The organism is Catenuloplanes niger, from assembly GCF_031458255.1.
In the GTDB taxonomy this organism is placed as follows: Bacteria; Actinomycetota; Actinomycetes; order Mycobacteriales; family Micromonosporaceae; genus Catenuloplanes; species Catenuloplanes niger.
The window spans coordinates 9,463,208-9,483,732 of sequence record NZ_JAVDYC010000001.1 but is presented as its reverse complement, the minus strand read 5'-3'; the positions used below and the strand labels follow the sequence as shown (position 1 = coordinate 9,483,732).

Sequence of the window (20,525 nt, the reverse complement as noted above, 5' to 3'; positions counted from 1 at the left end):
TACCCGCACATGGCTGATTTCGACACGGAGGGGCGCGTCGCCCGTGGTACGGCCGAGGTCGCACGGGACTGGGTTTCGGCCTCTGGCCTGAACGAAGCGGAGCGGGACGATCTCGCGGCGTTCGTCGACAACCACGACTCGCTCACCTTCGTGCAGGAGCGCGACGCGCTGCTCGACGCGTACGCCGCTGATGCCCGGGTGATACTTCCGCCGTGGTTCCGTGCGGTGCGCACCACGCTTGCCTTCGTGTATCCGCCGCAGCTCGTGCGAGTCGACGATTTCATCTGGGACGATTCGCCGTACTCCGAGGATGTCGAGGATCTCTGGTTTGAGATGTTCACCGGCTACAGCGACCCCGAGCAGCGCGACCTCTTCGCGGATCGCGCCGGCGTCTACACCATCGGTGGCTGCGCAGATCTCGACATCGACCTCTACATCGGCATCACCCTGTCCGATCCGCACGACCGGCGTATCTTCGCCTGGGCCGAGGCCGACCTCCGCGACGATTATCTGGACGGCAGGCCACCGAGCGAGTCGGTATCTCCCATCTTCGAGTCGTACCCGCAGTTCCTTGCGCACATCGTCGACATGCGCCCACGGCCCGGAGACCGGCCGGATCAGTGACGCCCGCGGTTCCGCCTAGACCACCAGGCCGCCCGTCGCGCGGATGTTCTGGCCGGTGATCCAGCCGGCGTCGGGGCCGGTCAGCCAGGTGACGACGGCGGCGACCTCGTCGGCGGTGCCGACGCGGCGGAGTGCGCCGAACGCCGCCGCGGTCGCCTCGATCCGGGGCCAGGGGGCGGTGGCGCGCAGCATGTCGGTGTCGGTCTGGCCGGGGGAGACCGTGTTGACCGTGATGCCGCGCGGGCCGAGTTCGCGGGCGGCGACCGCGGTGATCTGTTCGAGCGCGGCCTTGCTGGCGCAGTAGAGCGCGAGGCCGGGGCCGGCGACCACGGTGTTCAGCGTGGACAGGTTGACGATCCGGCCGTGGTCGCGCATCAGCGTGGCGGCCTCGCGGATGGCCAGCAGCGGGAACCGGGTGTTGATCGCCATCACCCGGTCGAAGTCGTCGCCGGTCAGGTCCGCGATCGGGATGCTGGGTGCGATCGCGGCGTTGTTGACCAGGATGTCCAGGCCGGACTCGCGGACCGGTGCGAACATCGCGTCCAGCGCGCCGGGGTCGGCCTGGTCGGCGCGGACCGCGATCACGTCGTCGCGGGGGAACTCGGCGGCCTCGCGGCGGTACGTGTAGACGACGCGCGCGCCGAGCGCGGACAGCCGGTGCACGATCGCCCGGCCGATGCCGCGCGAGCCGCCCGTCACGAGTGCGGTCTTTCCGGTGAGCGTCATGGTTTCCGGACGTTAACGGCGTACCGGTGCCGCGTCTTGAAGAATCGCGCGCAGCGCCCCGGGCGTCAGGCCGGCCAGCGTGCGTGACTCGCGGGTCAGATGCGGCTGGTCGGCGTAGCCGGTCCGGGCCGCGACCGCGGCGGGTGGCAGACCGCGGGTGAGCAGGCCGACCGCGCGCTGGAAACGGGCGATCCGGGCGATCCGGGCGGGCGACTGGCCGAGCCGGCGACGGCAGGCCAGCTCCAGGCGGCGGCGGCCGACGCCGAGCGTGGCGGCGACGTCCGCGACCCGGGCGCCGTCCCGCTGCAGCAGGTGCCAGGCCGCGTCCGCGAGCGTGTCGTGCGTGGTCGCGCCGGCCCGCGACGCACCGGCGCGCGCGGACAGCAGCGCGTCCAGCGTCGCGCGGCGCGCGTTCCAGGACGGCGCCGCGGCCAGCCGGTCCACCAGTTCCGCGGCGCGGCTCCCGGCCGGCAGCACACCATCCACAAGATCAGCCGAGGGTACGTGGAGGAGCTCCGACACGCCGCGCGGAGTGAACGCGATCAGCACGCCATGACCCCACGTGTGCTCGGCGCAGACGCCTCCGGCGGATCGCGGCCCGGTGACCACGGCGGTGCCGGCCCGCACGTCCACGATGACCGCGGTGGCGGCCAGCGCCAGCAGCCGGTGCGTGACCGGCCGGGCGCCGGGCCGGCCGAACCCGGCGTACCCGGCGACCAGGCCGCGCAACGCCGGGTGCGGCGCGGCGACGCGGGGCTCGCACGCGCGCGCGTCGCAGTGCACCGGCACCGAGTGGACCGCCACGATGCCGAGTGTGCCGGGTGTCAGACCCAGCCGTCCATCGCGGACAGGAAATCGGTGAGCCGGCCGTACCAGACGGTGTGGCCCGCGCCGGGGACGGTGCGGACCGTGATGCCGGCGGCGGTGAGCCGCTCCACCGCGGCGTCGTCCGGCACGTACTCGCTCGGATCCGCCCTGATCAGCAGCGACGGCACGGACGCGACCGGCGCCAGGTCCCGGTCGGCCGCGGACGCCAGCAGCTTCGCCGTGGACGTGGTGTCCCAGCGCAGCGCGGCCTCGATCTCGTTGAGCATGTCCGTCTCCGGCCACCACGGCCGGTCGCGCAGCAGCGTCTCGCGGTTGCGGGCGGCCTTGCGCTTGTTCAGGTACGCGATCGTCGCCTCCAGGCTGTACCCGCCGTCGTCCAGCCGCTGCGGCGGGTCGACGTAGACGGCCCGGGCCGGGCGGAGCGCGCCGACGGCCGCGGCCAGGACGACGCCGCCGAGCGAGTGCCCGACCGCCAGCTCCGGCTCGGCGGGCACGGTGCGCAGCAGCAGGTCCACGACGTCCGGCAGCGTCAGGTCGCCGTCCGGCGCCGGGGAGTGGCCGTGGCCGGGCAGATCCGGTGCGAGCACCCGGTAACCCTTCCCGGCCAGCGCCGGACCGACCTCGTGCCAGCTGCGCGAATCGGTGATCATGCCGTGGATCAGCACCGCGACGCGGTCACCGGATCCCCATTCCCTCGTGTTAAGGATCTTCTGCACCCCGGGATATTACCGGTGAGTATCGTGTCGTCGCGCGGGCGTGGCTCACATCGGCGAAGATCAGCGGATGCGTTGGACGCCCAACTTCACCCGGTACTTCGTGGCCCGCTCCGTCTCGGTCTTCGGCGACGCCATGCTGCTGGTCGCGTCCGCACTGGCCATCGGCGCGATCCACGGCGCCACCGGGATCGGCGTGGTGCTGGCCGCCTGGATGGTGCCGTTCCTCGGGTTCATCCTGTTCGGCGGCGTGTTCGCGGACCGGATCGGCGCGCGTCCGCTGATGCTCGGCGCCGACCTGGTGCGGCTGGCCGCGCAGGGCACGGTCGCGGTCGGGTTCCTCACCGGCGTACCGTCGCTGTGGCTGTTGATCGCCTGTTCCGCCGTGAGCGGCGCCGCGTCCGCCATGTACCAGCCCGGCGTGAACGGCATCATCCCGCTCATCACCGACGACCCGCAGCGCGCCAACGCCACCATCCGGGTCGCGAACGCGATCGCGGAACTGCTCGGCCCGGCCGCGGCCGGCATCCTGTTCGGCTTCGCCGGCGCCGGCGTCGTCTACACCGTCGACGCGGCCACGTTCGCGGTCAGCGCGGTCTGCCTGGCGTTCGTCCGGGTCGGCCCGGTCCCGCGCGCCGAGCGGTCGTCGATGGCCGCGGACCTGGTCGCCGGCTGGCACGAGTTCCGCTCCCGGACCTGGCTGTGGGGCGTCATCCTGGTGTGGGTCGTGTTCGGCGTGTTCCTGTTCGGGCCGCTGCTGCCGCTCGGCGCGACCCTGATCAGCGGCACGCTCGGCCCGGCCGCCTACGGCTGGACGCAGTCCGCGGTCGGCGCCGGCACGATCCTCGGCGGCCTGGCCGCGCTGCGCCTGCGCCCGGCCCGCCCGCTCGCGGCCGGTGCGGTCGCGATGACCGGCTACGTGCTGCTGCCGCTGGCGATCGCGCTGCACGCCGGCCTGCCGGTGCTGCTGGCCGCGGCCGTGGCGAACGGCGCGGCGTGGGCGTTCTGGTCGGTGATGTGGCAGACCAGCGTCCAGACCCAGGTCCCGCCGCGGATGCTGAACCGGCTCACCGCCTACGAGGTCCTCGGCTCCGACGGCAGCCTCCCCGTCGGCCAGTCCCTGGCCGGCCCGGTGTCCTCCTGGATCGGCGCGGAGCGGGTGCTGGCCGCGTCGGTCACCGCCGGCCTGCTCGGCTGCGCCGCGCTGCTGCTGACCCCCACGATCCGCAACCTCCGCCGCACCCCCGACCCGGCGGCCGTCCCCGCACACCCGTCGTGACCGCCGAGGCCCGCCCGTCCCGAGACAGGCCGGCACCCGTGTTTCAGTCGAGCAGGATGAGGGCCGTCGTCGCCAACGCCCGGACGCGCGCCCATTATGCCGCACCGGACAGGGCGGTGACGTGCCACAGGTCGCTGTTCTGCGGTCCGCTCATCGCGTCCAGCTGGGCGTCGATCCGCGCCAGCGCCGGCATCGCCGCGCCGTCCAGCCAGCCGTGCTCCACGAAGGTCGGTGCCAGCCGGTAGCCGTCGTCGAACTCCAGCGCCGGCTCGTCCGCGGAGGGCAAGGTGCCGCTGCTGTCCAGCCACGCCGTCTGCGCGTCGGCCTCCAGCGCCAGGACGGCCACACTACGCACGAACGCGACAGCGAATGGCGGGCCGGGTTCGTCCACGCGCGCAGCATGACGGCCGCCCGGCTCCCCGCTGCGGCAGGCCGGCCCGGGTCCTCGACCGGGGCGGATGGCGCGGCGTGGTCATAATCGGGGCGTGGCGAAGATCGGATGGAGTGCCGTGGCGGAACGGTGTCCGAGACTGCGGGCCTCCGGCGTGGAGGGACCGCGTTGATCGACGATGTGCGCCGGAAGGCGGCGGCGGTCCGGGCCGTCATCGCCGCGGACGGCCGGGCCGGTGTGTTCGGCCCGAAGGAGCCGGCCGCCGCCGTCCCCGCCGAGCTTCCGGAGCGCCTACGGCGACTGCTGCGGGTGATGGACGGGTGCGTCACCGCCTCGGTGTTCCTCTACGGCACCGCGGAGATCCGCACCGGTCAGGGCACGCTCCAGGTCGCCACCGCATTCCCGGAGATCATCGACGACCTCGACCGGTGGCTGGTCATCGGCGAGATCGACGGGGCGCCGCTGGTGCTGGACCGGCGCGACGGCCGGGTCTGGTGGTTCCCGGACACCGGTGTGACCTGGTGGGACAGCACCGAGTTCGTGCCGGTCGCCGCCGACGTGATCGATTTCGCCGGCCGCGTCCTGCTCGGCGCCGACTACGGAACGCTGACGATCGACACGCGGTGGGAACCGCTGCTGCGCCGCGCCGGCGCCATCGGCTGACCGGCGGCGCGGTCAGGCAGGTGGCGGTGAGAAGGGCTGCAGGCCGGTCCAGGACCAGTGGGGGACGGGCAGACCGGCCGGGACGTCGTCGGGGGAGTCGAGGTAGCGGGTCAGCGACTGCGTGGTGGTCCAAGTGAAGTAGTCGAGGAGAACCCGCGCGACCGGGGCGGGCATGGCGACGTCGGTGAGCGCGGCGCGAACGCGTCGATCGCGCGTCGGTCCATGTCCTTGTGCGGGCCGTTGCCGCTGTGCAGGCGGACGACCGTGGTCTCGTCGCCGACGGCGGTGCTGAACAGGGGTGGGCCGCCGAGCGCCTCGGACCGGTAGGCGGCGAGGCGGGTGGTGTGGTCGGGGTGGTGGCCGTGGCTGAACGCGTGTGCGACCACCTCGTCGGCGAGGGCGCGGGTGTGCCAGGCGTGGGCGAGGCGGAGCAGGCCGTCGTGGCCGCCGGCGGTGTCGTGCACGGTGGTCATGGCGGCAACTCAGTGGAAGTCGGCGGCGTGGTCGTGGGCCCATCCGGTGAACGGTCGGCCGGGGTTGCCGGTGACGGCCGGCACGTCGGGGGAGACCCAGGCGTTGGTGTCCGGGTTCCGGCCCATCTCCAGGAACCAGTCGATCACGATCGGCGGGTGGACGCCGGCCCATTCCGCGCGCGCCTCGTCCGGGCTGAGCGGCACGAACGTGATCTCCCGGCCGATCGCGGCGCCGATCGCGCGGACCGCGTCGGTGCGGCGGACGGCCGACGGGCCGGTGGGCATGTACACCCGGCCGGCGTGGCCGTCGTCGAGCAGCGCCGCGGCGGCGACCGCGGCGATGTCGGCCTCGTGGACCAGCGCCGAGTTCCAGTCCGGGAACGGTGCCCGGACCGTGTGCGAGGCCCGGATCGACGCGGCCCAGTCCAGCGTGTTGGCGGCGAACTCGCCCGGGAACAGGTGCGTCCACTCCAGCGACGATCCCTCGATCACCCGCCGCAGCGATCGGTGCGACGTCTCGAGTGGATCGTCGTCGCGGCTGGCGTCGTCGTGGCCGAGGTGGACCAGGCGGCGCACGCCGGACTCCTCGGCCAGCGCGACGACGTCCGCGCCGGCCGGGCCGAGCACGCCGCCCATCGCGACCAGGTGCATGCGCGTCACGCCGCGCAGCGCGGGGACCAGCGAGGCCGGGTCGTCGAAGTCGCCGGCGACGACCTCGACGGACGACGGCAGCGCGCGGGCGGCGGCCGAGGCCGGGTCGCGGGTCAGCGCGCGGACGTGGTGACCCGCGGCCACGAGTTGCCGGACGAGCGCGCGGCCGACCGTGCCGGTCGCGCCGGTGACGAGAATGGGCATGGCTCGATGAAACCACGGATCAAACGCGAACAACGTGTTCACATAAGCGTGCTGAGCTGCGGAAAAACCTCAAGAAAATCGTCGGAGGCGGAGGCTGTTGGCGACCACGAAGACGGACGAGAACGCCATCGCGCCACCGGCGATCATCGGGTTCAGCATGCCGGCGGCGGCCAGCGGCAGACCGGCCAGGTTGTAGGCGAACGCCCAGAACAGGTTCCCCTTGATGATCGCCAGCGTGCGCCGGGACAGCCGGATCGCGTCCGCGGCCGCGGCCAGGTCGCCGCGGACCAGCGTCAGGTCGGCGGCCTCGATCGCCACGTCGGTGCCGGTGCCCATCGCGAGCCCGAGGTCGGCCTGCGCGAGCGCGGCCGCGTCGTTGACGCCGTCACCGGCCATCGCCACCACCCGGCCGCGCGCCTGCAACTGCTTGACCGCGTCGACCTTGCCGGCCGGCAGCACACCCGCGATCACGTCGTCGATGCCGACCTCGGCCGCGACCGCGCGCGCGACCGTCTCGTTGTCGCCGGTCAGCAGCACCGGGTGCAGGCCGAGCCGCTTGAGCCGGGCGATCGCGTCCGCGCTGGTGGGCCGGATGCGGTCGGCGACCGCGAGCACGCCGCGGGCTTCGCCGTCCCAGCCGGCCACGACCGCGGTGCGGCCCTGCGCCTCCGCGGCCGCGCAGGCCTCCTCGACCTCCGCGGGTACGTCGTAGCCGCGCTCCCGGAGCAGGCCGGGCCGGCCGACGACGATCTCCCGGCCGGCGACCTCACCCCGTACCCCCAGGCCCTCGAGGTTCGTGAAGTTCGTCACCGGTGGCAGGCCGGTCTGCCCGGCCGCGATCGCGGCGGCGATCGGGTGCTCGGACGCGGACTCGACCGCGGCCGCGAGCCGCCGCACCTCGTCAGGGTCCTGACCCCGCGCGGGTACGGTCGCGGCCAGCGTCATCCGCCCCTCGGTGACCGTGCCGGTCTTGTCCAGCACGATCGTGTCCACCCGGCGCGTCTGTTCCAGCACCTCCGCGCCCTTGATCAGGATGCCGAGCTGGGCACCCCGGCCGGTGCCGACCAGCAGCGCGGTCGGCGTGGCCAGGCCGAGCGCGCACGGGCACGCGATGATCAGCACGGCGACCGCGGCGGTGAACGCGGCGTTCCAGCCCGCGCCGGTCCCGACCCACCAGCCGAGCGTGCCGGCCGCGAGCGCGATGACGACCGGCACGAAGACGCCGGAGATGCGGTCGGCGAGGCGCTGCACGTTCGCCTTGCCGGCCTGCGCCTCCTCGACCAGCCGGGCCATCTGCGCCAGGCGGGTGTCCGCGCCGACCCGGGTGGCGCGCACCACCAGGCGGCCGCCCGCGTTGACGGTCGCGCCGGTCACCGCGTCGCCGGGCCGCACCTCGACCGGCACGGACTCGCCGGTCAGCATGCTGGTGTCCACGGCGGACGTGCCCTCCTCGACCACGCCGTCCGTGGCGATCTTCTCGCCCGGGCGTACCACGAAGAGGTCCTGGGGCTGGAGCGCGTCGACGGGCACGCGGGTCTCGGTGCCGCCGCGGAGCACGGCCACGTCCTTGGCGCCCATGTCCAGCAGCGCGCGCAGCGCCGATCCGGCGCGCCGCTTCGACCGGTGCTCGAAGTAGCGGCCGGTCAGCAGGAACGTGGTGACGCCCGCGGCGGCCTCGAGGTAGATGTTGCCGGCGCCGTCGGACGGGCCGATGTCCAGCCGGAACGGGTGCGTCATGCCGGGCTCGCCCGCGGTGCCGAGGAACAGCGCCCACAGCGACCAGCCGAAGGCCGCGACGGTGCCCAGCGAGACCAGCGTGTCCATGGTGGCGGCGCCGTGCCGCAGGTTGATCACGGCGGCCCGGTGGAACGGCCAGCCGCCGTAGACCACGACCGGCGCGGCCAGCGTCAGTGACGCCCACTGCCAGTAGGTGAACTGCCAGGCCGGAACCATGGCCAGGAGGATCACCGGTACGGACAGCACCGCGGAGACGATCAGCCTGGTCCGCAGCGGGTCCGCGGGCTCGGCCGTCGCCGCCGGTTCGTCCCGGTGCCGGGTCGCGGTGTAACCGGTCTTCTCCACGGTGGCGATCAGGTCGTCCGCGGTGATCCCCGCGCCGACCGTCGCGGTCGCCTTCTCCGTGGCGTAGTTGACGGTCGCGGTCACGCCGTCCATCCGGTTGAGCTTCTTCTCGATCCGGTTCGCGCAGGCGGCGCAGGTCATGCCGCCGATCGCGAGCTCGATCCGCTGCGTGTCAGCCATGGGTGTGCCCCGGCTCCCCGTGCTCGGTGGTCATCGTGAACTCCGCGGTCCGGACCGTGCCGCGGTGCTGGAAATCCAGGAACAGCCGGTACGTGCCGGGCGACGGCACCTCGACGGTGAAGCCGAGCCCGTCCGCGTCCGGGTGCACGTGCAGGTAGGCCAGGTCGCCGTCGCGCAGCGCGACCAGGTGCCCGAACGCGCCGAGGTAGCGCTCCAGGTCGGTGACCGGCGCGCCGCCCTCGGTGATCTCCATGGTGAGCCGCGACGGCGCACCCGCGGTGATCTGGCCGTCCGCGGTCACGGTGTAACCGTCCACCGTGTCCGTGAAGCCGGGGCCGGGCAGCGGGCGCGGGCGGTAGTCGCCGGCGGCCGGCACGTCCGCGCCGAGCGTCAGCGGCTCGTCGCGGCCGGCCGGGTGGAAGTCGGCGAAGACGCGGTAGTCGCCGGGTGCGGGCACGGACAGCGGGACCTCCCACGTGCCGTCGGCCGCGCGCGCCGGGTGCAGGTGCTGATATCCGGTCAGGTCGCGGCGGACCACGATCAGGTGCAGGTCGCGCTCGTGCGTGGGCGTGAACGCGGTGACGGTCGCGGCGTCCGGCCCGACGATCCGGAACCGGAACGGCTGCGGCGCGGTGGTGCTGAGCGTGTCGGTGAGCGGCGCCAGCCGGTAGCCGTCCTGCGCGATCTGCAGACCGCCGGGGGTCTCCGCGGGCGCGCCGCCGTGTGCGTCGGTGCCGCCGTGACCGTCGGGACCCGGTGTGCTGCCCGGGCTCGCCGCGCCGCCGTGGCTGTCGGTGTGGGCGGCCGGGGCGGGTGGGCTCGCGTCCGGGCCGACGGTGCGGCCGAGGCCGAGGGCCGCGCCGAACACCGCGACCAGTCCGAGCCCGAACGCGCCGAGCCGGGTGGGTGTGTTCATCGTGCGTCTCCCTCCGTCGTCCTGCTCTGCGCCCCCGACGATACACATACCCCTGGGGGGTACCAAGGACGGACGGCCGCATGTTTCGTAGCGTGCGCCACATACCCCCGGGGGGTTGTATCATCCGTGCCATGAGCAAAACCGCGCCGACCAGGGGCTACACGGCTAGCAAGGGCGATCTGCAGGCGCGCCTGCGCCGGATCGAGGGGCAGGTGCGCGGCATCGAGCGGATGGTCGACGAGGACCGGTACTGCATCGACGTGCTCACCCAGATATCGGCGATCCAGGCGGCGCTGGACAAGGTGGCGCTGGGCCTGCTGGACGGTCACGCGCGGCACTGCATGCACGAGGGCGCGGCCGAGGGCCGCGCCGACGAGATGGCGACCGAGATGATGGCGGCGGTGGGCCGCCTGATGAAGCGCGGCTGAGCGGGGGCCTCAGCCGGCCGGCGCCCGGAGCACGGCGAACTCCGGGCGGCTGCGCACGGTGAAGCCCATCGCCACGTACAGCCGGATCGCCGCGGTGTTGGTCGCGGCCACGTGCAGGAACGGCGTCTCGCCACGCGCCACGACGCCCGCCGCGACCGCGCGCACCAGCCGCGACGCCAGGCCCTTGCCACGGAAGTCCGGGTCGGTGCAGATCGCGCTGATCTCGGTGAAGCCGGGCGGGCGCATGCGCTCCCCGGCCATCGCGATCAGCCGGCCGTCGTGCCGCACCCCCAGGTAGGTGCCGAGCTCGATGGTGCGCGGGCCGAACGGGCCGGGGCGGGTGCGCGCGGTCAGGTCCAGCATCTCCGGCACGTCGTCCGGGCCGAGGAGGATCGCGTCCGGGTCCGGCTCGGTGTCGAGGGCGGTGGCGACCATCTGCACGCCCTCCAGCCGCTCCACCACGGTCCAGTCGTCCGGCGGCGCGATCCGCGGGGCGGTGACCAGGAACTGCGCGCCGGGGTCGGCGAGGGCGGCCAGATCCGCCCAGGCGGCCGGGTCGCCGGGGTCGGCCAGGCCGTGGAACGGGCCGACCTCCGGAAGGAAGCGAACGGCGGCGCCGGAGCGGCGGCCGAGGTGGGCATGCGGGCCGTGGACGAGCGACGCCCACACCGGATTGTCGAGCATGGCCACCATTATCCCGATCATTCGTCGGACCCCCGACAGCCCTTGATCAACTTTGCCGGCCGGTCGTTATGATCGGCCGGTGACAGAGTCGTTCGGACTTCTCCTCGCCTTCAGCGGCGCCGGCACCGGTGACGTCCGGTTCGCTCTCTCCGAGGGTGCGGACGCGCTGCGCTGGCGGGTGCTGCGGGAGAGCGCGGGAGTGCTGCGCGGCGCGTCCGACCCGTTCCTGGTCCGCGACGCCGGCGGCACGATCCGGTGCCTGACCGCCGGGGACGACGGCGTGCGGGTGTGGACCACGGACGACCTGGAGGCCTGGTCCGGCCCGCGGACGCTGCCGGTGGGCGTGACCGGCGTGCGCGCGCCGAAGGCGTACCCGGACGGCGACCGGCACCGATTGATCTTCACCGCGGGCGGGCGTGCGTACGGCGTGCACACCGCCGACTTCGGCACCGCCACCGCGCCGGCACCGCTGCCGGTCGACCGGCCCGGCGCGGACGTGGCGCTGCTGCACGCGAACGGCGCGGAGCACTGCTTCCACTCCGACGGCGGCACGCTGGTGCAGGCGCGGCACGACGGCGGCTCCTTCACGGAGGTCGCCCGCGGTTTCGGTGAGGGCGAGGCCGCGGTGGTCTTCGCCGGGCTCGGCGGCCGCACCTGGTATCTGCTGGCCGACACCGGCACCGGGCTGCGCCCGTACGTCACGCGCGTCCTCGGCACCGGCGCCTGGCAGCCGGCCAGCCCGGACGGCATGCCCGCCGGCGCCCGCCGCGGCGGTGTCGTCGCCGTGACGGAGGACGAGTTCAAGCGCCTCGAGGCGCACGCCTGACCGTTGACCTTGGGTCGTTCATTCGCCATGGTGAATGCATGGGCGCGAACGAGGACTGGTACGAGTGGCACCGGCCGTACGACGACCCGGGCTCGCCGCTCGCGGCCCGGCTCGCCGTGGTGCAGCGGCACATCACCGACTGGCTGGACAGCCGCCCCGGCGAACTGCTCACCTGCGTGAGCGCCTGCGCCGGCCAGGGCCGTGACCTGCTCGGCGTGCTGGAACGCCGGGACGACGCGCGCCGGGTCCGCGCCCGCCTGATCGAGACCGACGCGCGCAACGTCGCGGCCGCCGAGGCACACATAGCCCGGGCCGGGCTGACCGGCGTCGAGGTGCTCCGCGCCGATGCCGGCGACCCGGTCAGCTACGCCGGCGCCGCCCCGGCCGACCTGCTGCTCTTCGCCGGCGTCCTGGGCAACGTCACCGACGCGGACGCGCGCGCCTGCGTGACCGCGTTCCGGTCGCTGTGCGCCACCCGCGGCACCGTCATCTGGACCCGCACCCGGCACCCCCCGGACCTGACCCCGGCGGTACGCGGCTGGCTGGCCGGCGACGGCTTCGAGGAGCTGACGTTCGAGGCACCGCCGAACGCGACGTTCTCGGTCGGCGTCCACCGCCTGACCGTCGCACCCCGCCCGCTCGCCGCGGGCCGGATGTTCACGTTCGTGCGCTGATCAGCGGCGGCACTCCGTCATCGCCTCGGCGACCGCCGGATCGTTCTCCAGGTCGTCGGAGGCGGTGAACTTCAGGCCGGTGAAGCCCCAGCCCGGGTTCGCGCTCAGGTCCGGACCGATCCGCCACAGGTGGCGGCCGTCGGTGCAGCGGATGTACTGCGGGGTGCGTGCCCTGCCGTCGATGTCGTGGCAGGCGACCGTGGCCTTCTTCTCGTCGATCGTCTTTCCCGGCACGAAGACCTCCGCGCACGAGATGAACAGGTCCTCGCCGCTGAGCTGGTCGGCGGGCGGGGCGACGGAGGCCACCGGCTGGCCGCACGCGGCGGTGACCAGAACGGCGGCAGCCAAGATCATGAGTCGGACGGGGCGCACGGCCACCATCGTGGTGGCAGCTCGAACTTAAATCAATGTTGAGCTTCACCGGTCACCCGTACGGGTGATCCGGACGCGCCGCGGGCAACCGTACCCCATCCGGCCCTTGCGCTTGCGGCCTCGCGTGGCTTCACCGCGGCGCCGTCGGCACGGCCTCAGCGGTACTGTGCGGGGACCGGCAGGCCGAAGCGCTCGCAGATCGCGTGCACGTCGGCGCGGTCGGTGGCGTCGCCGGGGTAGGCGTCGTGGAAGCGCACCACCCACTCCGGTGCGATGCAGTCCACGGCGCGCCCGCCGATCGTGCCGCGCCCGGCCGGCGAGGCCGCCGGATGGACGGCGTCGCGTTCCGGCGGGCCGAGTACGCCGTTGCCGTCCGCGTCACGCACGATGACGTGCAGGTCGACGACGGGGCCGCCGGGCCGTGCGACCAGGAAGTTCCACGGGGCCGCGCCGGCCTCGCCGACCGCGCCGAAGCTCGCGGCCGTCAGCGCCGCCACGAACGCCGGGAGGTGCGCGGACTCGATCGCCACGTCCAGATCGCCGTGCTCCCGGGTCTGCGTGCCGAGCAGCGCGTCGACGCCCCAGCCACCGTCGATCCACAGCCGCGCACCGGCGCCGTCGGCGAGCCGGAGCACGGCCAGCACGTCGTCCTGGCTGGTCCGGACGCCGTCCGGGGTGCTGGTGCCCACCGGCGAAGTCTACGGACGGCCCGGCCGTGCGGCGTGGACGGGCGGTCGGCGGTGGCGGGTTCGCGGTGACCGGCGACGGGACGTGCAGGGAGGCCGCCCGCGGCCGACCGGTGCCCGCGGGAGCACCGCGACGTGGGCACGCCGGAAGCGGGAATATCCGCTTCTATGCCGTGGGGTAGAGGCCCCGCCGGCGCGCGGCGAGCCGGGTGAGGCCGAGCAGCGCGTCGATGTTCGGCGTGGGGACGGCGAGGCGGGCGCCGATCTCGCTGACCGCCGTGACCAGCGCGTCGAGTTCGATCGGGCGGCCGGCCTCGGCGTCCTGGAGCATGGAGGTCTTGAAGGCGCCGAGGCGGCGGGTGACGGCGACGCGGTCCTCGGTGCTCTGCGCGATCGGGGCGCCGATCAGCGCGCCGATCGCGGCGGCCTCGGTCATCACGCGCTGGATGAACGCGTTGACCAGCGGATCGTCCAGGATCAGGTCGGCGGTGGCGGAGGTCAGCGCGGAGATCGGGTTCATGGTCATGTTGCCCCAGAGCTTGAACCACACGTCGCGCTGGATGGCGTCGCTGACCGTGACCCGGAAGCCGCCGGACCGCAGCAGCTCCGCGACGCGTCCGGCCCGCTCCGACGGCGCGCCGGACGGCTCACCGATGATCAATTCGTCGCCGGCGGTGAGCAGCGCGTGGCCGGGCTCGGCCTGCCGTGCCGCCAGGTGGACCACGCAGCCCAGCACCTGGGACGGCGGGAGCGCGGCGGTGACGGTGCGATCCGGGTCGGTCGCGTCCAGGACGGTGCCCTCGAGCGCGCCACCGAACTCATGGAAGAACCACCACGGTACGCCGTTGAGCGCCGGGACCACGACGGTCGACGGGCCGATCAGCGGGGTCAGCGCGGGGGCGAGCACGGGCAGGTGGTGCGACTTGACCGCGACGATCACCACGTCGTGCGGCCCGAGGTCGGCCGCGTCCGCGCTGACGGCGGCGGCCGGCGCGGACTCGGAGTCCACCAGCCAGCCGCGGGTGCGCAGGGCGTCGAGCGTGGCACCGCGGGCGAGCGCGGAGACCGGCACGCCGGCGCGGGCGAGCCGGCCGCCGAGCACGCCGCCGACGGCACCGGCACCGACCACGCAGACTCTCATCGCACCGAAAGCTAGCACTCGATGACGTTGACGGCGAGGCCGCCGCGCGCCGTCTCCTTGTACTTGACCTTCATGTCCGCGCCGGTCTCCTTCATGGTCTTGATCACCTTGTCGAGGGAGACGTGGTGCCGGCCGTCGCCGCGCATCGCCATCTTCGCCGCGGTGACCGCCTTGACCGCGGCCATGCCGTTGCGCTCGATGCACGGGATCTGCACCAGCCCGCCGACCGGGTCGCAGGTCAGGCCCAGGTTGTGCTCCATGCCGATCTCGGCCGCGTTCTCCACCTGCTCGGGCGAGCCGCCGAGCACCTCGGTCAGCCCGCCGGCGGCCATCGCGCACGCGGAGCCGACCTCACCCTGGCAGCCGACCTCGGCGCCGGAGATCGACGCGTTCTCCTTGAACAGCAGCCCGATCGCGCCCGCGGCCAGCAGGAACCGGACCACGCCGTCGTCGTCCGCGCCGGGCACGAAGTTGACGTAGTAGTGCAGCACCGCCGGGATGATGCCGGCCGCGCCGTTCGTCGGCGCGGTCACCACCCGGCCGCCCGCGGCGTTCTCCTCGTTCACCGCCATCGCGTACACGGTCAGCCACTCCATCGCGTGCTCGGCCGGGCTGCCCGCGGCACGCAGCTGACGTGCGGTGGTGGCGGCGCGGCGGCGCACCTTCAGCCCACCGGGCAGCAGACCCTCGTTGGCGGTGCCGTTCGCCAAGCACTCGCGCATCACGTGCCAGATGTCCAGCAGCCCGCTGCGGATCTCCGACTCGGTGCGCCACGCGGTCTCGTTGCGCAGCATCAGGGCCGAGATCGACAGCCCGGTCTCCCGGGTCAACCGCAGGAGCTCGTCACCGGTACGGAACGGGTGGCGCAGCACGGTGTCGTCCAGTTTCACCCGGTCCGCACCGGCGGCCTCCTCGTCCACGACGAAGCCACCGCCGACCGAGTAGTACGTCTTCTCCAGCAGCGTGGCGCCGGTCTCGTCGAGCGCGTGCAGCGTCATGCCGTTCGCGTGGTACGGCAGCGACCGCCGCCGGTGCAGCACCAGGTCGGTGCCCGGATCGAAGCGGATGTCGTGCGCGCCGAGCAGCGACAGCGTGCCGGTCGCGTGCACGCGCTGCACCCGCTCGTCCGCGGTGCTGATGTCGACCGTGTCCGGTGCGTCGCCCTCCAGGCCGAGCAGCACCGCCTTGGGCGTGCCGTGCCCGTGCCCGGTCGCGCCCAGCGAGCCGAACAGCTCCGCCCGCACGGTCCCGGTGTGCGCCAGCAGGCCCTCATCTTTGAGCCGGTGCACGAACATCCGGGCGGCCCGCATCGGGCCGACGGTGTGCGAGCTGGACGGGCCGATGCCGACCGAGAAGAGGTCAAAGACCGAGATGGCCACGATGCTGTCTCCGTCGGGGTGTTGGGCGGGGTGATCCGTTCACACGGTATCCCGGTCACGTTGGTACGTTCGCGGACGATGCGCGATGTTGTCGTAGGGCTTTCCCGGTCGTCACCGGATGAAATCCCGTCTGGAGGTGTGCGGTGAGCCGGCCGGCCGTACGAGTGCACTCACCCACCGAACAGCGGAACCCGGCCACCGCCGAGATCGACCGCCTGGACACGCTCGGCGTGCTGCGGTTGATCAACACCCAGGATGCCACGGTCGCCGGCGCGGTCGCGACGGCCCTGCCGGCCCTGGCACGCGCGGTCGACCTGGCCGTCGCGGCACTGCGCGGCGGCGGGCGGGTGCACTACGCGGGCGCGGGCTCGTCCGGCCGGCTCGGAGTGATGGACGCGGCGGAGATCCCGCCGACCTACGGGTACCCGCCGGACCGGTTCGTCGCCCACCTGGCCGGCGGCCCGCCGGCGATGACCGCCGCGGTCGAGGACGTCGAGGACTCCGCGTCGGCCGGCCGGGACGACCTCGCCGGCGTGACCGCGTCGGACCTGGTCGTCGGCCTGGCCGCGTCCGGGCGCACGCCGTACGTGGCCGGCGCGTTCGAGGCGGCCCGGGCCGTGGGCGCGCCGACCGTGCTGATCACCGCGAACCCGGCCGCGACGCTGGCGCCGGACGTGCTGGTCTGCGCGGAGACCGGCGCGGAGACGATCGCCGGCTCGACCCGGATGAAGGCCGGCACCGCGCAGAAGATGCTGCTGCACACGTTCTCCACCGCCGTCATGGTCCGGATGGGCCGCACGTTCTCGAACCTGATGGTCGACGTCCGCGCCACGAACGCGAAGCTGCGCGGCCGGATGCTGGCCACGCTCGCGGAGGCGACCGGCGCGGGCGAACAGGAGTGCCGCGCGGCCCTCTCCGCCGCGGACGGTGACCTGAAGGTGGCGATCACCTCGATGCTGGCCGGCGTCGACCCACCCGCGGCCCGCCGGGCGCTGCGGGACTGCGACGGCGTGGTCCGGGCCGCGCTGACCCGCCTCGGCCGGGACTGACCCCGGATGGCTCTCGTCGTCGGCATCGACGTCGGCGGGTCCGGCGTGCGCGGCCGCGCGGAGCTGAACGGCCACGTCCTCGCCGAGGCCACGATCCCCGGCCCGATCCTGATCACCGGCCCCGGCCTGGCCCCGCTGCTCGCCGACCTGGTCCGCTCCCTGACGGCACCGGCGGCGCCGGATCGTCCGGCGGCGCCTGATCGCCTGGCGGCGCGAGATAGCTTGCCCGCGCCGGATTCTCTGGCCGCGCCGGACTCTCTGGTGGCGCCGGACTCTCTGGTGGCGCCGGACTCTCTGGTGGCGCGGGATTCTCTGGTGGCGCCGGATGGCCTGGCCGCGCCGGATGGGCCGGACGCCGTGGTGATCGGGTGCGCGGGCGTGGCGACGTTCGGTGCCGCGCTGCGGGATCCGCTGCTCGCGGCCGTGCCCGGCAGGCGCGTCGCGGTGTGTTCGGACCTGCTGACCGCCTACCTGGGCGGCCTCGGCCTGCCGGCCGCCACGGTGCTCGCGGACGGCGGTGCCGGTGTGGTGCTCGCGGCGGGGACCGGCGCGGTCGCGTTCGGCGGCGGGCCCGGTTCCGGGTGGCGGCGCGCGGACGGCTGGGGACACCTGCTCGGCGACGACGGCGGCGGCGCGTGGATCGGCCGGGCCGGTCTCCGCGCCGCGCTGCGGGCCCACGACGGGCGGCCGGGCGGCTCGGCGGCGCTGCTCACCCTGATGCGTTCCCGGCTCGGCGACCCCGTGACCGTGGTCGCCGACCTCACCGGCCGTGCGGACCGCGCGGGGGTGATGGCCGCGTTCGCGCCGTCCGTGATCGAGGCCGCACCCGCTGATCCGGTGGCCGCCGGCATCCTCGCGGAAGCGGCCGGCCACCTGGCCGACACCGCCCGCGCCGCCGCGCCGTCGCCGGGCGCCACCTGGACCGCCGGCGTGGCCGGCGGGCGGGAGCGTGGCGCCGTCGGGGCGGTCGTCGTGGTGGGGAACCTGGTGCGGGCCGGCGGGCCGCTCGCCGGGCTGCTGGCGGATGCCCTGCGGGAGCGCGGCCTGACCTCGGCCCGGGCGGCCGGCACGCCGCTGGACGGGGCGGTCACGCTGGCCGGCGTCCTCTGCCGGGGCGGTCCGCCCGTCCCGCTGGCGACGGCCGGCGCGCTGACCGTGCGCGACTGACGGGCGCAATCGGGGAATTCGGCGGCTTGCCCCGTACCGGACGGGTGGTTGTCGGCAAGGGCACAGCGGCCCATCCGGCCGGCGCCGGGGAACGAATCCGTGCTGGAACCAGCCGTTCCCGTGAGGCCTTACCCACTGGCGCGGCGCCGGTGACTCTCCTCCGCCGGCGCCGCGCCCCGGGTGATCAGGCCTGCTTCGTCTCCCAGAAGATCTTCGAAATCTCCTCGATCTTGGCGAGCAGCTGGTCGGCGACCGCCGGGTCGGCCGAGCCCTTGGCGCCGCCGGCACCGGCCAGCTTCGTGGCCTCGTTGAACAGCACGTGCAGCTGCGGGTACTTCTCGAAGTGCGGTGCCTTGAAGTAGTCGGTCCAGAGCACCCAGAGGTGGTGCTTGACCAGCTCGGCGCGCTGCTCCTTGATGATCAGGGCCCGGGTGCGGAACTCCGGGTCGGTGTTGGCCTGGTACTTCTCGCAGATGGCCTTGACCGACTCGGCCTCGATCCGGGCCTGCGCCGGGTCGTACACGCCGCAGGGCAGGTCGCAGTGCGCGCTGGCGACGGTCGTGGGCGTGAGGAAACGGGGGAGACGCAACTCAGTGTCCTTTCGGGGCGATGACCGTGCTGAACGTACGGTCGTGGTGGATCAGGCGGTCGCCCGGCGTGCCGAGCAGGACCTCGACGACCTCGGCGACCACGACGGTGGACGTGCCCACCGGCAGCAGGTGCAGCGGCCGGCAGCGCAGCGCGGCCTGGGCGCCGCGCAGCAGCGGTTCGCCGGTCGGGAGCGTGTCCCAGCCCTGCTCGGGCGTGAAGCGTGGGGCGCCGGGCCGGGCGAACGACCGGGCGACGGCCGCGTGCGCCGGGCCCAGCAGGTGCACCACGAACGCCGACGCGGCCGCGACGACCCGCGCCGACGGCGAGCCCATCACGGAGAACGACAGCGCGGGCGGGTCCACGGACACGGACGCGACGCTGGACGCGGTCAGGCCGGCCGGCCCGTCCGCTCCGGTGGCGGAGATCAGCGCCACGCCGGTCGGGTAGGCGCGGAACGCGTCCCGGAATCGCTCTGACAGACCGGTATCGATGTCGCTGATGGTCACGTGGATCCTCGCTCGCCGGGTTGTGCTCCAGAGAACGCTAAAACTTCAACCTTGCTTAAGGTCAAGGTGACCGCATGGTCGAGACCGGCGTCACGGCCTCCCCAGGTGGTTGAGTGCCTCGGTGAGCGCCCCGGTGAACCGGGTCATCTCCGCCGCGTGCGGGTCCGGAAGCGAGTCGTCCAGCGCGGCGTTGACGGCCCGCAGCACCGCGGCGGCCATCTCGTCGAGGTGCAAGCGGCGCAGCCCGGGATCCAGCCGGATGCCGGTGACCCGGCCGTCGCGGCCCGCGGTCACCCGTACCAGCCCGTCCAGCGCCTCGCCCCGGCCCTCCCGTTCGTTGTCCATCACCGTCACCACATCCCCCCAGCGTGGTCGTCGGCGTACCGTGTCATTCGACCACGCGCATGCAAGCGCGTCTATGGAAAAACGACCAGCCTGCCGATCGCGATCAGGCCGATCACCACGATCAGCGTGCGCATCACCGGTGGGGACAGCAGGCGGCCGAAGCGCGCACCGGCCACGCCGCCGAGCGTGGCGCCGGCCGCGATCAGCGCGACCGCGGTCCAGTCCACCGAGTCCCGGGCCACGGCCGCGAACGTGACCGCGGCGATCGCGTTGACGCCGGTGGTGAGCAGGTTCTTCAGCGCGGTGATCGACTGCAGCGAGGTCGCGGTCAGCAGGCTCATCCAGCCGACGATCAGCACGCCCTGCGCGGCGCCGAAGTACCCGCCGTAGATGCCCAGCACGTAGACGCCGGCGGTCAGCAGCACGGCGTGCGACGTACCCGGGGACGGTGTGCGGTGGCGCAGTGCCCGCTGCAGGCGGGGACCGAGGACGACCATGAGCAGCCCGAGCGCGATGAGCGCCGGAACGATCGCGCGGAACGCCTCGTCCGGCAGCACGAGCAGCAGCACCGCGCCGGTCAGGCCGCCGGCCAGGGACGCGGGCAGCAGGCGGCGCAGCGCGGGCGCGTGCGCGGCCAGCTCACGACGGTAGCCGAGCGTGCCGGTGAGACCGCCGCCGACCAGGCCGATGTTGTTGGAGATGTTCGCGACCAGCGGCGGGTACCCGAAGAACAGCAGTGTGGGGAACGTGACCAGGGTGCCCGAACCGACCACCACATTGATCATTCCGGCCCAGAAGCCGGCGGCCAGAATCGCGAGCGCCTCGATCACGCGCTCACCGTAGTTGATCTGACGTTGATCGGGACCTCCGCGCACGTCGCCCACGCGACCGGGAACACCGGCAGCTACGGGAGTGGGCGCCCGGCCTCGGCGCCCACTCGACCACGT

At 73.9% G+C, this 20,525-nt stretch carries 25 protein-coding genes; 8 read left to right on the top strand and 17 right to left on the bottom strand.

The genetic code is table 11. The annotated features are described in order from the left end of the window. Positions 1–9 precede the first annotated feature (9 nt). Complete coding sequence (locus J2S44_RS41770; protein WP_310429036.1) at positions 10–624, top strand: hypothetical protein; 615 nt, start codon at positions 10–12, stop codon at positions 622–624. Positions 625–639: 15 nt separating this feature from the next. On the opposite strand, the gene J2S44_RS41765 is transcribed toward J2S44_RS41770, so the two are convergent. The 3 genes from J2S44_RS41765 to J2S44_RS41755 are packed head-to-tail and all read right to left on the bottom strand — an operon-like array spanning position 640 to position 2,894. Beyond that, entirely contained in the window at positions 640–1,350 is a 711-nt protein-coding gene (locus J2S44_RS41765; protein ID WP_310429034.1) for an SDR family NAD(P)-dependent oxidoreductase, read from the bottom strand. Between the two features lie 12 nt (positions 1,351–1,362). Beyond that, the gene (locus tag J2S44_RS41760; RefSeq protein WP_310429032.1) at positions 1,363–2,154 is read right to left on the bottom strand and encodes a helix-turn-helix domain-containing protein; all 792 of its coding nucleotides are present in this window, start codon (positions 2,152–2,154) and stop codon (positions 1,363–1,365) included. A 20-nt stretch (positions 2,155–2,174) separates the two neighbouring features. After that, positions 2,175–2,894: an alpha/beta fold hydrolase gene (locus tag J2S44_RS41755; RefSeq protein WP_310429030.1), complete on the bottom strand. Its 720-nt coding sequence runs from the start codon at positions 2,892–2,894 to the stop codon at positions 2,175–2,177. A 67-nt stretch (positions 2,895–2,961) separates the two neighbouring features. On the opposite strand from J2S44_RS41755, the gene J2S44_RS41750 reads away from it, so the two are divergent. Next, the gene (locus J2S44_RS41750) at positions 2,962–4,170 is read left to right on the top strand and encodes an MFS transporter (RefSeq protein ID WP_310429028.1); all 1,209 of its coding nucleotides are present in this window, start codon (positions 2,962–2,964) and stop codon (positions 4,168–4,170) included. A gap of 94 nt (positions 4,171–4,264) precedes the next feature. Here the strand turns inward: J2S44_RS41750 and J2S44_RS41745 are convergent, their stop codons facing one another. Then, complete coding sequence (locus tag J2S44_RS41745) at positions 4,265–4,525, bottom strand: hypothetical protein (RefSeq protein WP_310429026.1); 261 nt, start codon at positions 4,523–4,525, stop codon at positions 4,265–4,267. A gap of 204 nt (positions 4,526–4,729) precedes the next feature. Here J2S44_RS41745 and J2S44_RS41740 point away from each other — a divergent pair, with 204 nt between their 5' ends. Continuing rightward, a complete protein-coding gene (locus J2S44_RS41740) occupies positions 4,730–5,224 on the top strand; it encodes an SUKH-4 family immunity protein (RefSeq protein ID WP_310429024.1) in 495 nt (164 codons plus the stop codon). 110 nt (positions 5,225–5,334) lie between these two features. On the opposite strand, the gene J2S44_RS41735 is transcribed toward J2S44_RS41740, so the two are convergent. From J2S44_RS41735 to J2S44_RS41720, 4 genes are all read right to left on the bottom strand, one after another. After that, entirely contained in the window at positions 5,335–5,697 is a 363-nt protein-coding gene (locus tag J2S44_RS41735; RefSeq protein ID WP_310429022.1) for a globin domain-containing protein, read from the bottom strand. A 9-nt stretch (positions 5,698–5,706) separates the two neighbouring features. Beyond that, complete coding sequence (locus J2S44_RS41730) at positions 5,707–6,552, bottom strand: NmrA family NAD(P)-binding protein (RefSeq protein WP_310429020.1); 846 nt, start codon at positions 6,550–6,552, stop codon at positions 5,707–5,709. Between the two features lie 69 nt (positions 6,553–6,621). Continuing rightward, complete coding sequence (locus J2S44_RS41725) at positions 6,622–8,814, bottom strand: heavy metal translocating P-type ATPase (RefSeq protein ID WP_310429018.1); 2,193 nt, start codon at positions 8,812–8,814, stop codon at positions 6,622–6,624. Next, positions 8,807–9,730, bottom strand: coding sequence for a DUF8832 domain-containing protein (locus J2S44_RS41720; protein ID WP_310429016.1), 924 nt, complete (start codon positions 9,728–9,730; stop codon positions 8,807–8,809). The genes J2S44_RS41725 and J2S44_RS41720 overlap by 8 nt, the downstream gene beginning before the upstream one ends. 131 nt (positions 9,731–9,861) lie before the next feature. On the opposite strand from J2S44_RS41720, the gene J2S44_RS41715 reads away from it, so the two are divergent. After that, positions 9,862–10,158, top strand: a complete 297-nt coding sequence (locus J2S44_RS41715) for a metal-sensitive transcriptional regulator (protein WP_307248392.1) — start codon at positions 9,862–9,864, stop codon at positions 10,156–10,158. 9 nt (positions 10,159–10,167) lie between these two features. On the opposite strand, the gene J2S44_RS41710 is transcribed toward J2S44_RS41715, so the two are convergent. Then, entirely contained in the window at positions 10,168–10,842 is a 675-nt protein-coding gene (locus J2S44_RS41710) for a GNAT family N-acetyltransferase (protein WP_310429014.1), read from the bottom strand. A gap of 79 nt (positions 10,843–10,921) precedes the next feature. Between J2S44_RS41710 and J2S44_RS41705 the strand changes: the two genes are divergently transcribed. Then, positions 10,922–11,668 carry a glycoside hydrolase family protein gene (locus tag J2S44_RS41705; RefSeq protein ID WP_310429012.1) on the top strand — a complete coding sequence of 249 codons (747 nt, stop codon included), beginning with the start codon at positions 10,922–10,924 and terminating at the stop codon, positions 11,666–11,668. A 38-nt stretch (positions 11,669–11,706) separates the two neighbouring features. Continuing rightward, positions 11,707–12,342: an SAM-dependent methyltransferase gene (locus J2S44_RS41700; protein WP_310429011.1), complete on the top strand. Its 636-nt coding sequence runs from the start codon at positions 11,707–11,709 to the stop codon at positions 12,340–12,342. Here the strand turns inward: J2S44_RS41700 and J2S44_RS41695 are convergent, their stop codons facing one another. From J2S44_RS41695 to J2S44_RS41680, 4 genes are all read right to left on the bottom strand, one after another. Further along, positions 12,343–12,696: a hypothetical protein gene (locus J2S44_RS41695; RefSeq protein WP_310429009.1), complete on the bottom strand. Its 354-nt coding sequence runs from the start codon at positions 12,694–12,696 to the stop codon at positions 12,343–12,345. It lies immediately after the preceding gene. A 173-nt stretch (positions 12,697–12,869) separates the two neighbouring features. Then, positions 12,870–13,403 carry a nucleotidyltransferase domain-containing protein gene (locus tag J2S44_RS41690; protein WP_310429007.1) on the bottom strand — a complete coding sequence of 178 codons (534 nt, stop codon included), beginning with the start codon at positions 13,401–13,403 and terminating at the stop codon, positions 12,870–12,872. 163 nt (positions 13,404–13,566) lie between these two features. Beyond that, positions 13,567–14,541, bottom strand: a complete 975-nt coding sequence (locus J2S44_RS41685; protein ID WP_310429005.1) for a 2-dehydropantoate 2-reductase — start codon at positions 14,539–14,541, stop codon at positions 13,567–13,569. Positions 14,542–14,552: 11 nt separating this feature from the next. Beyond that, on the bottom strand, positions 14,553–15,920 hold the full coding sequence (locus tag J2S44_RS41680) for an L-serine ammonia-lyase (RefSeq protein WP_310429003.1): 1,368 nt from the start codon (positions 15,918–15,920) through the stop codon (positions 14,553–14,555). A gap of 143 nt (positions 15,921–16,063) precedes the next feature. Here J2S44_RS41680 and murQ point away from each other — a divergent pair, with 143 nt between their 5' ends. After that, a complete protein-coding gene (gene murQ, locus J2S44_RS41675) occupies positions 16,064–16,969 on the top strand; it encodes an N-acetylmuramic acid 6-phosphate etherase (RefSeq protein ID WP_310429001.1) in 906 nt (301 codons plus the stop codon). A gap of 6 nt (positions 16,970–16,975) precedes the next feature. Continuing rightward, the gene (locus tag J2S44_RS41670; RefSeq protein ID WP_310428999.1) at positions 16,976–18,136 is read left to right on the top strand and encodes a BadF/BadG/BcrA/BcrD ATPase family protein; all 1,161 of its coding nucleotides are present in this window, start codon (positions 16,976–16,978) and stop codon (positions 18,134–18,136) included. Positions 18,137–18,320: 184 nt separating this feature from the next. Here the strand turns inward: J2S44_RS41670 and sodN are convergent, their stop codons facing one another. The 4 genes from sodN to J2S44_RS41650 all read right to left on the bottom strand — a co-directional run bounded on the left by sodN (position 18,321) and on the right by J2S44_RS41650 (position 20,408). Next, entirely contained in the window at positions 18,321–18,725 is a 405-nt protein-coding gene (gene sodN, locus J2S44_RS41665) for a superoxide dismutase, Ni (RefSeq protein ID WP_310428996.1), read from the bottom strand. Position 18,726: 1 nt separating this feature from the next. After that, a complete protein-coding gene (locus J2S44_RS41660) occupies positions 18,727–19,233 on the bottom strand; it encodes a flavin reductase family protein (protein WP_310428994.1) in 507 nt (168 codons plus the stop codon). A 90-nt stretch (positions 19,234–19,323) separates the two neighbouring features. Beyond that, positions 19,324–19,578: a YbaB/EbfC family nucleoid-associated protein gene (locus J2S44_RS41655; RefSeq protein ID WP_310428993.1), complete on the bottom strand. Its 255-nt coding sequence runs from the start codon at positions 19,576–19,578 to the stop codon at positions 19,324–19,326. Between the two features lie 71 nt (positions 19,579–19,649). After that, positions 19,650–20,408, bottom strand: a complete 759-nt coding sequence (locus J2S44_RS41650) for a sulfite exporter TauE/SafE family protein (RefSeq protein ID WP_310428991.1) — start codon at positions 20,406–20,408, stop codon at positions 19,650–19,652. Between the last annotated feature and the right edge of the window lie 117 nt (positions 20,409–20,525).

Coding starts and splice junctions, on each gene's coding strand:
- J2S44_RS41770 (WP_310429036.1), top strand. CDS start 10: ATGGCTGATTTCGACACGGAGGGGCGCGTCGCCCGTGGTACGGCCGAG.
- J2S44_RS41765 (WP_310429034.1), bottom strand. CDS start 1,350: ATGACGCTCACCGGAAAGACCGCACTCGTGACGGGCGGCTCGCGCGGC.
- J2S44_RS41750 (WP_310429028.1), top strand. CDS start 2,962: ATGCGTTGGACGCCCAACTTCACCCGGTACTTCGTGGCCCGCTCCGTC.
- J2S44_RS41735 (WP_310429022.1), bottom strand. CDS start 5,697: ATGACCACCGTGCACGACACCGCCGGCGGCCACGACGGCCTGCTCCGC.
- J2S44_RS41730 (WP_310429020.1), bottom strand. CDS start 6,552: ATGCCCATTCTCGTCACCGGCGCGACCGGCACGGTCGGCCGCGCGCTC.
- J2S44_RS41725 (WP_310429018.1), bottom strand. CDS start 8,814: ATGGCTGACACGCAGCGGATCGAGCTCGCGATCGGCGGCATGACCTGC.
- J2S44_RS41720 (WP_310429016.1), bottom strand. CDS start 9,730: ATGAACACACCCACCCGGCTCGGCGCGTTCGGGCTCGGACTGGTCGCG.
- J2S44_RS41715 (WP_307248392.1), top strand. CDS start 9,862: ATGAGCAAAACCGCGCCGACCAGGGGCTACACGGCTAGCAAGGGCGAT.
- J2S44_RS41710 (WP_310429014.1), bottom strand. CDS start 10,842: ATGCTCGACAATCCGGTGTGGGCGTCGCTCGTCCACGGCCCGCATGCC.
- J2S44_RS41700 (WP_310429011.1), top strand. CDS start 11,707: ATGGGCGCGAACGAGGACTGGTACGAGTGGCACCGGCCGTACGACGAC.
- J2S44_RS41695 (WP_310429009.1), bottom strand. CDS start 12,696: ATGATCTTGGCTGCCGCCGTTCTGGTCACCGCCGCGTGCGGCCAGCCG.
- J2S44_RS41685 (WP_310429005.1), bottom strand. CDS start 14,541: ATGAGAGTCTGCGTGGTCGGTGCCGGTGCCGTCGGCGGCGTGCTCGGC.
- J2S44_RS41670 (WP_310428999.1), top strand. CDS start 16,976: ATGGCTCTCGTCGTCGGCATCGACGTCGGCGGGTCCGGCGTGCGCGGC.
- J2S44_RS41655 (WP_310428993.1), bottom strand. CDS start 19,578: ATGGACAACGAACGGGAGGGCCGGGGCGAGGCGCTGGACGGGCTGGTA.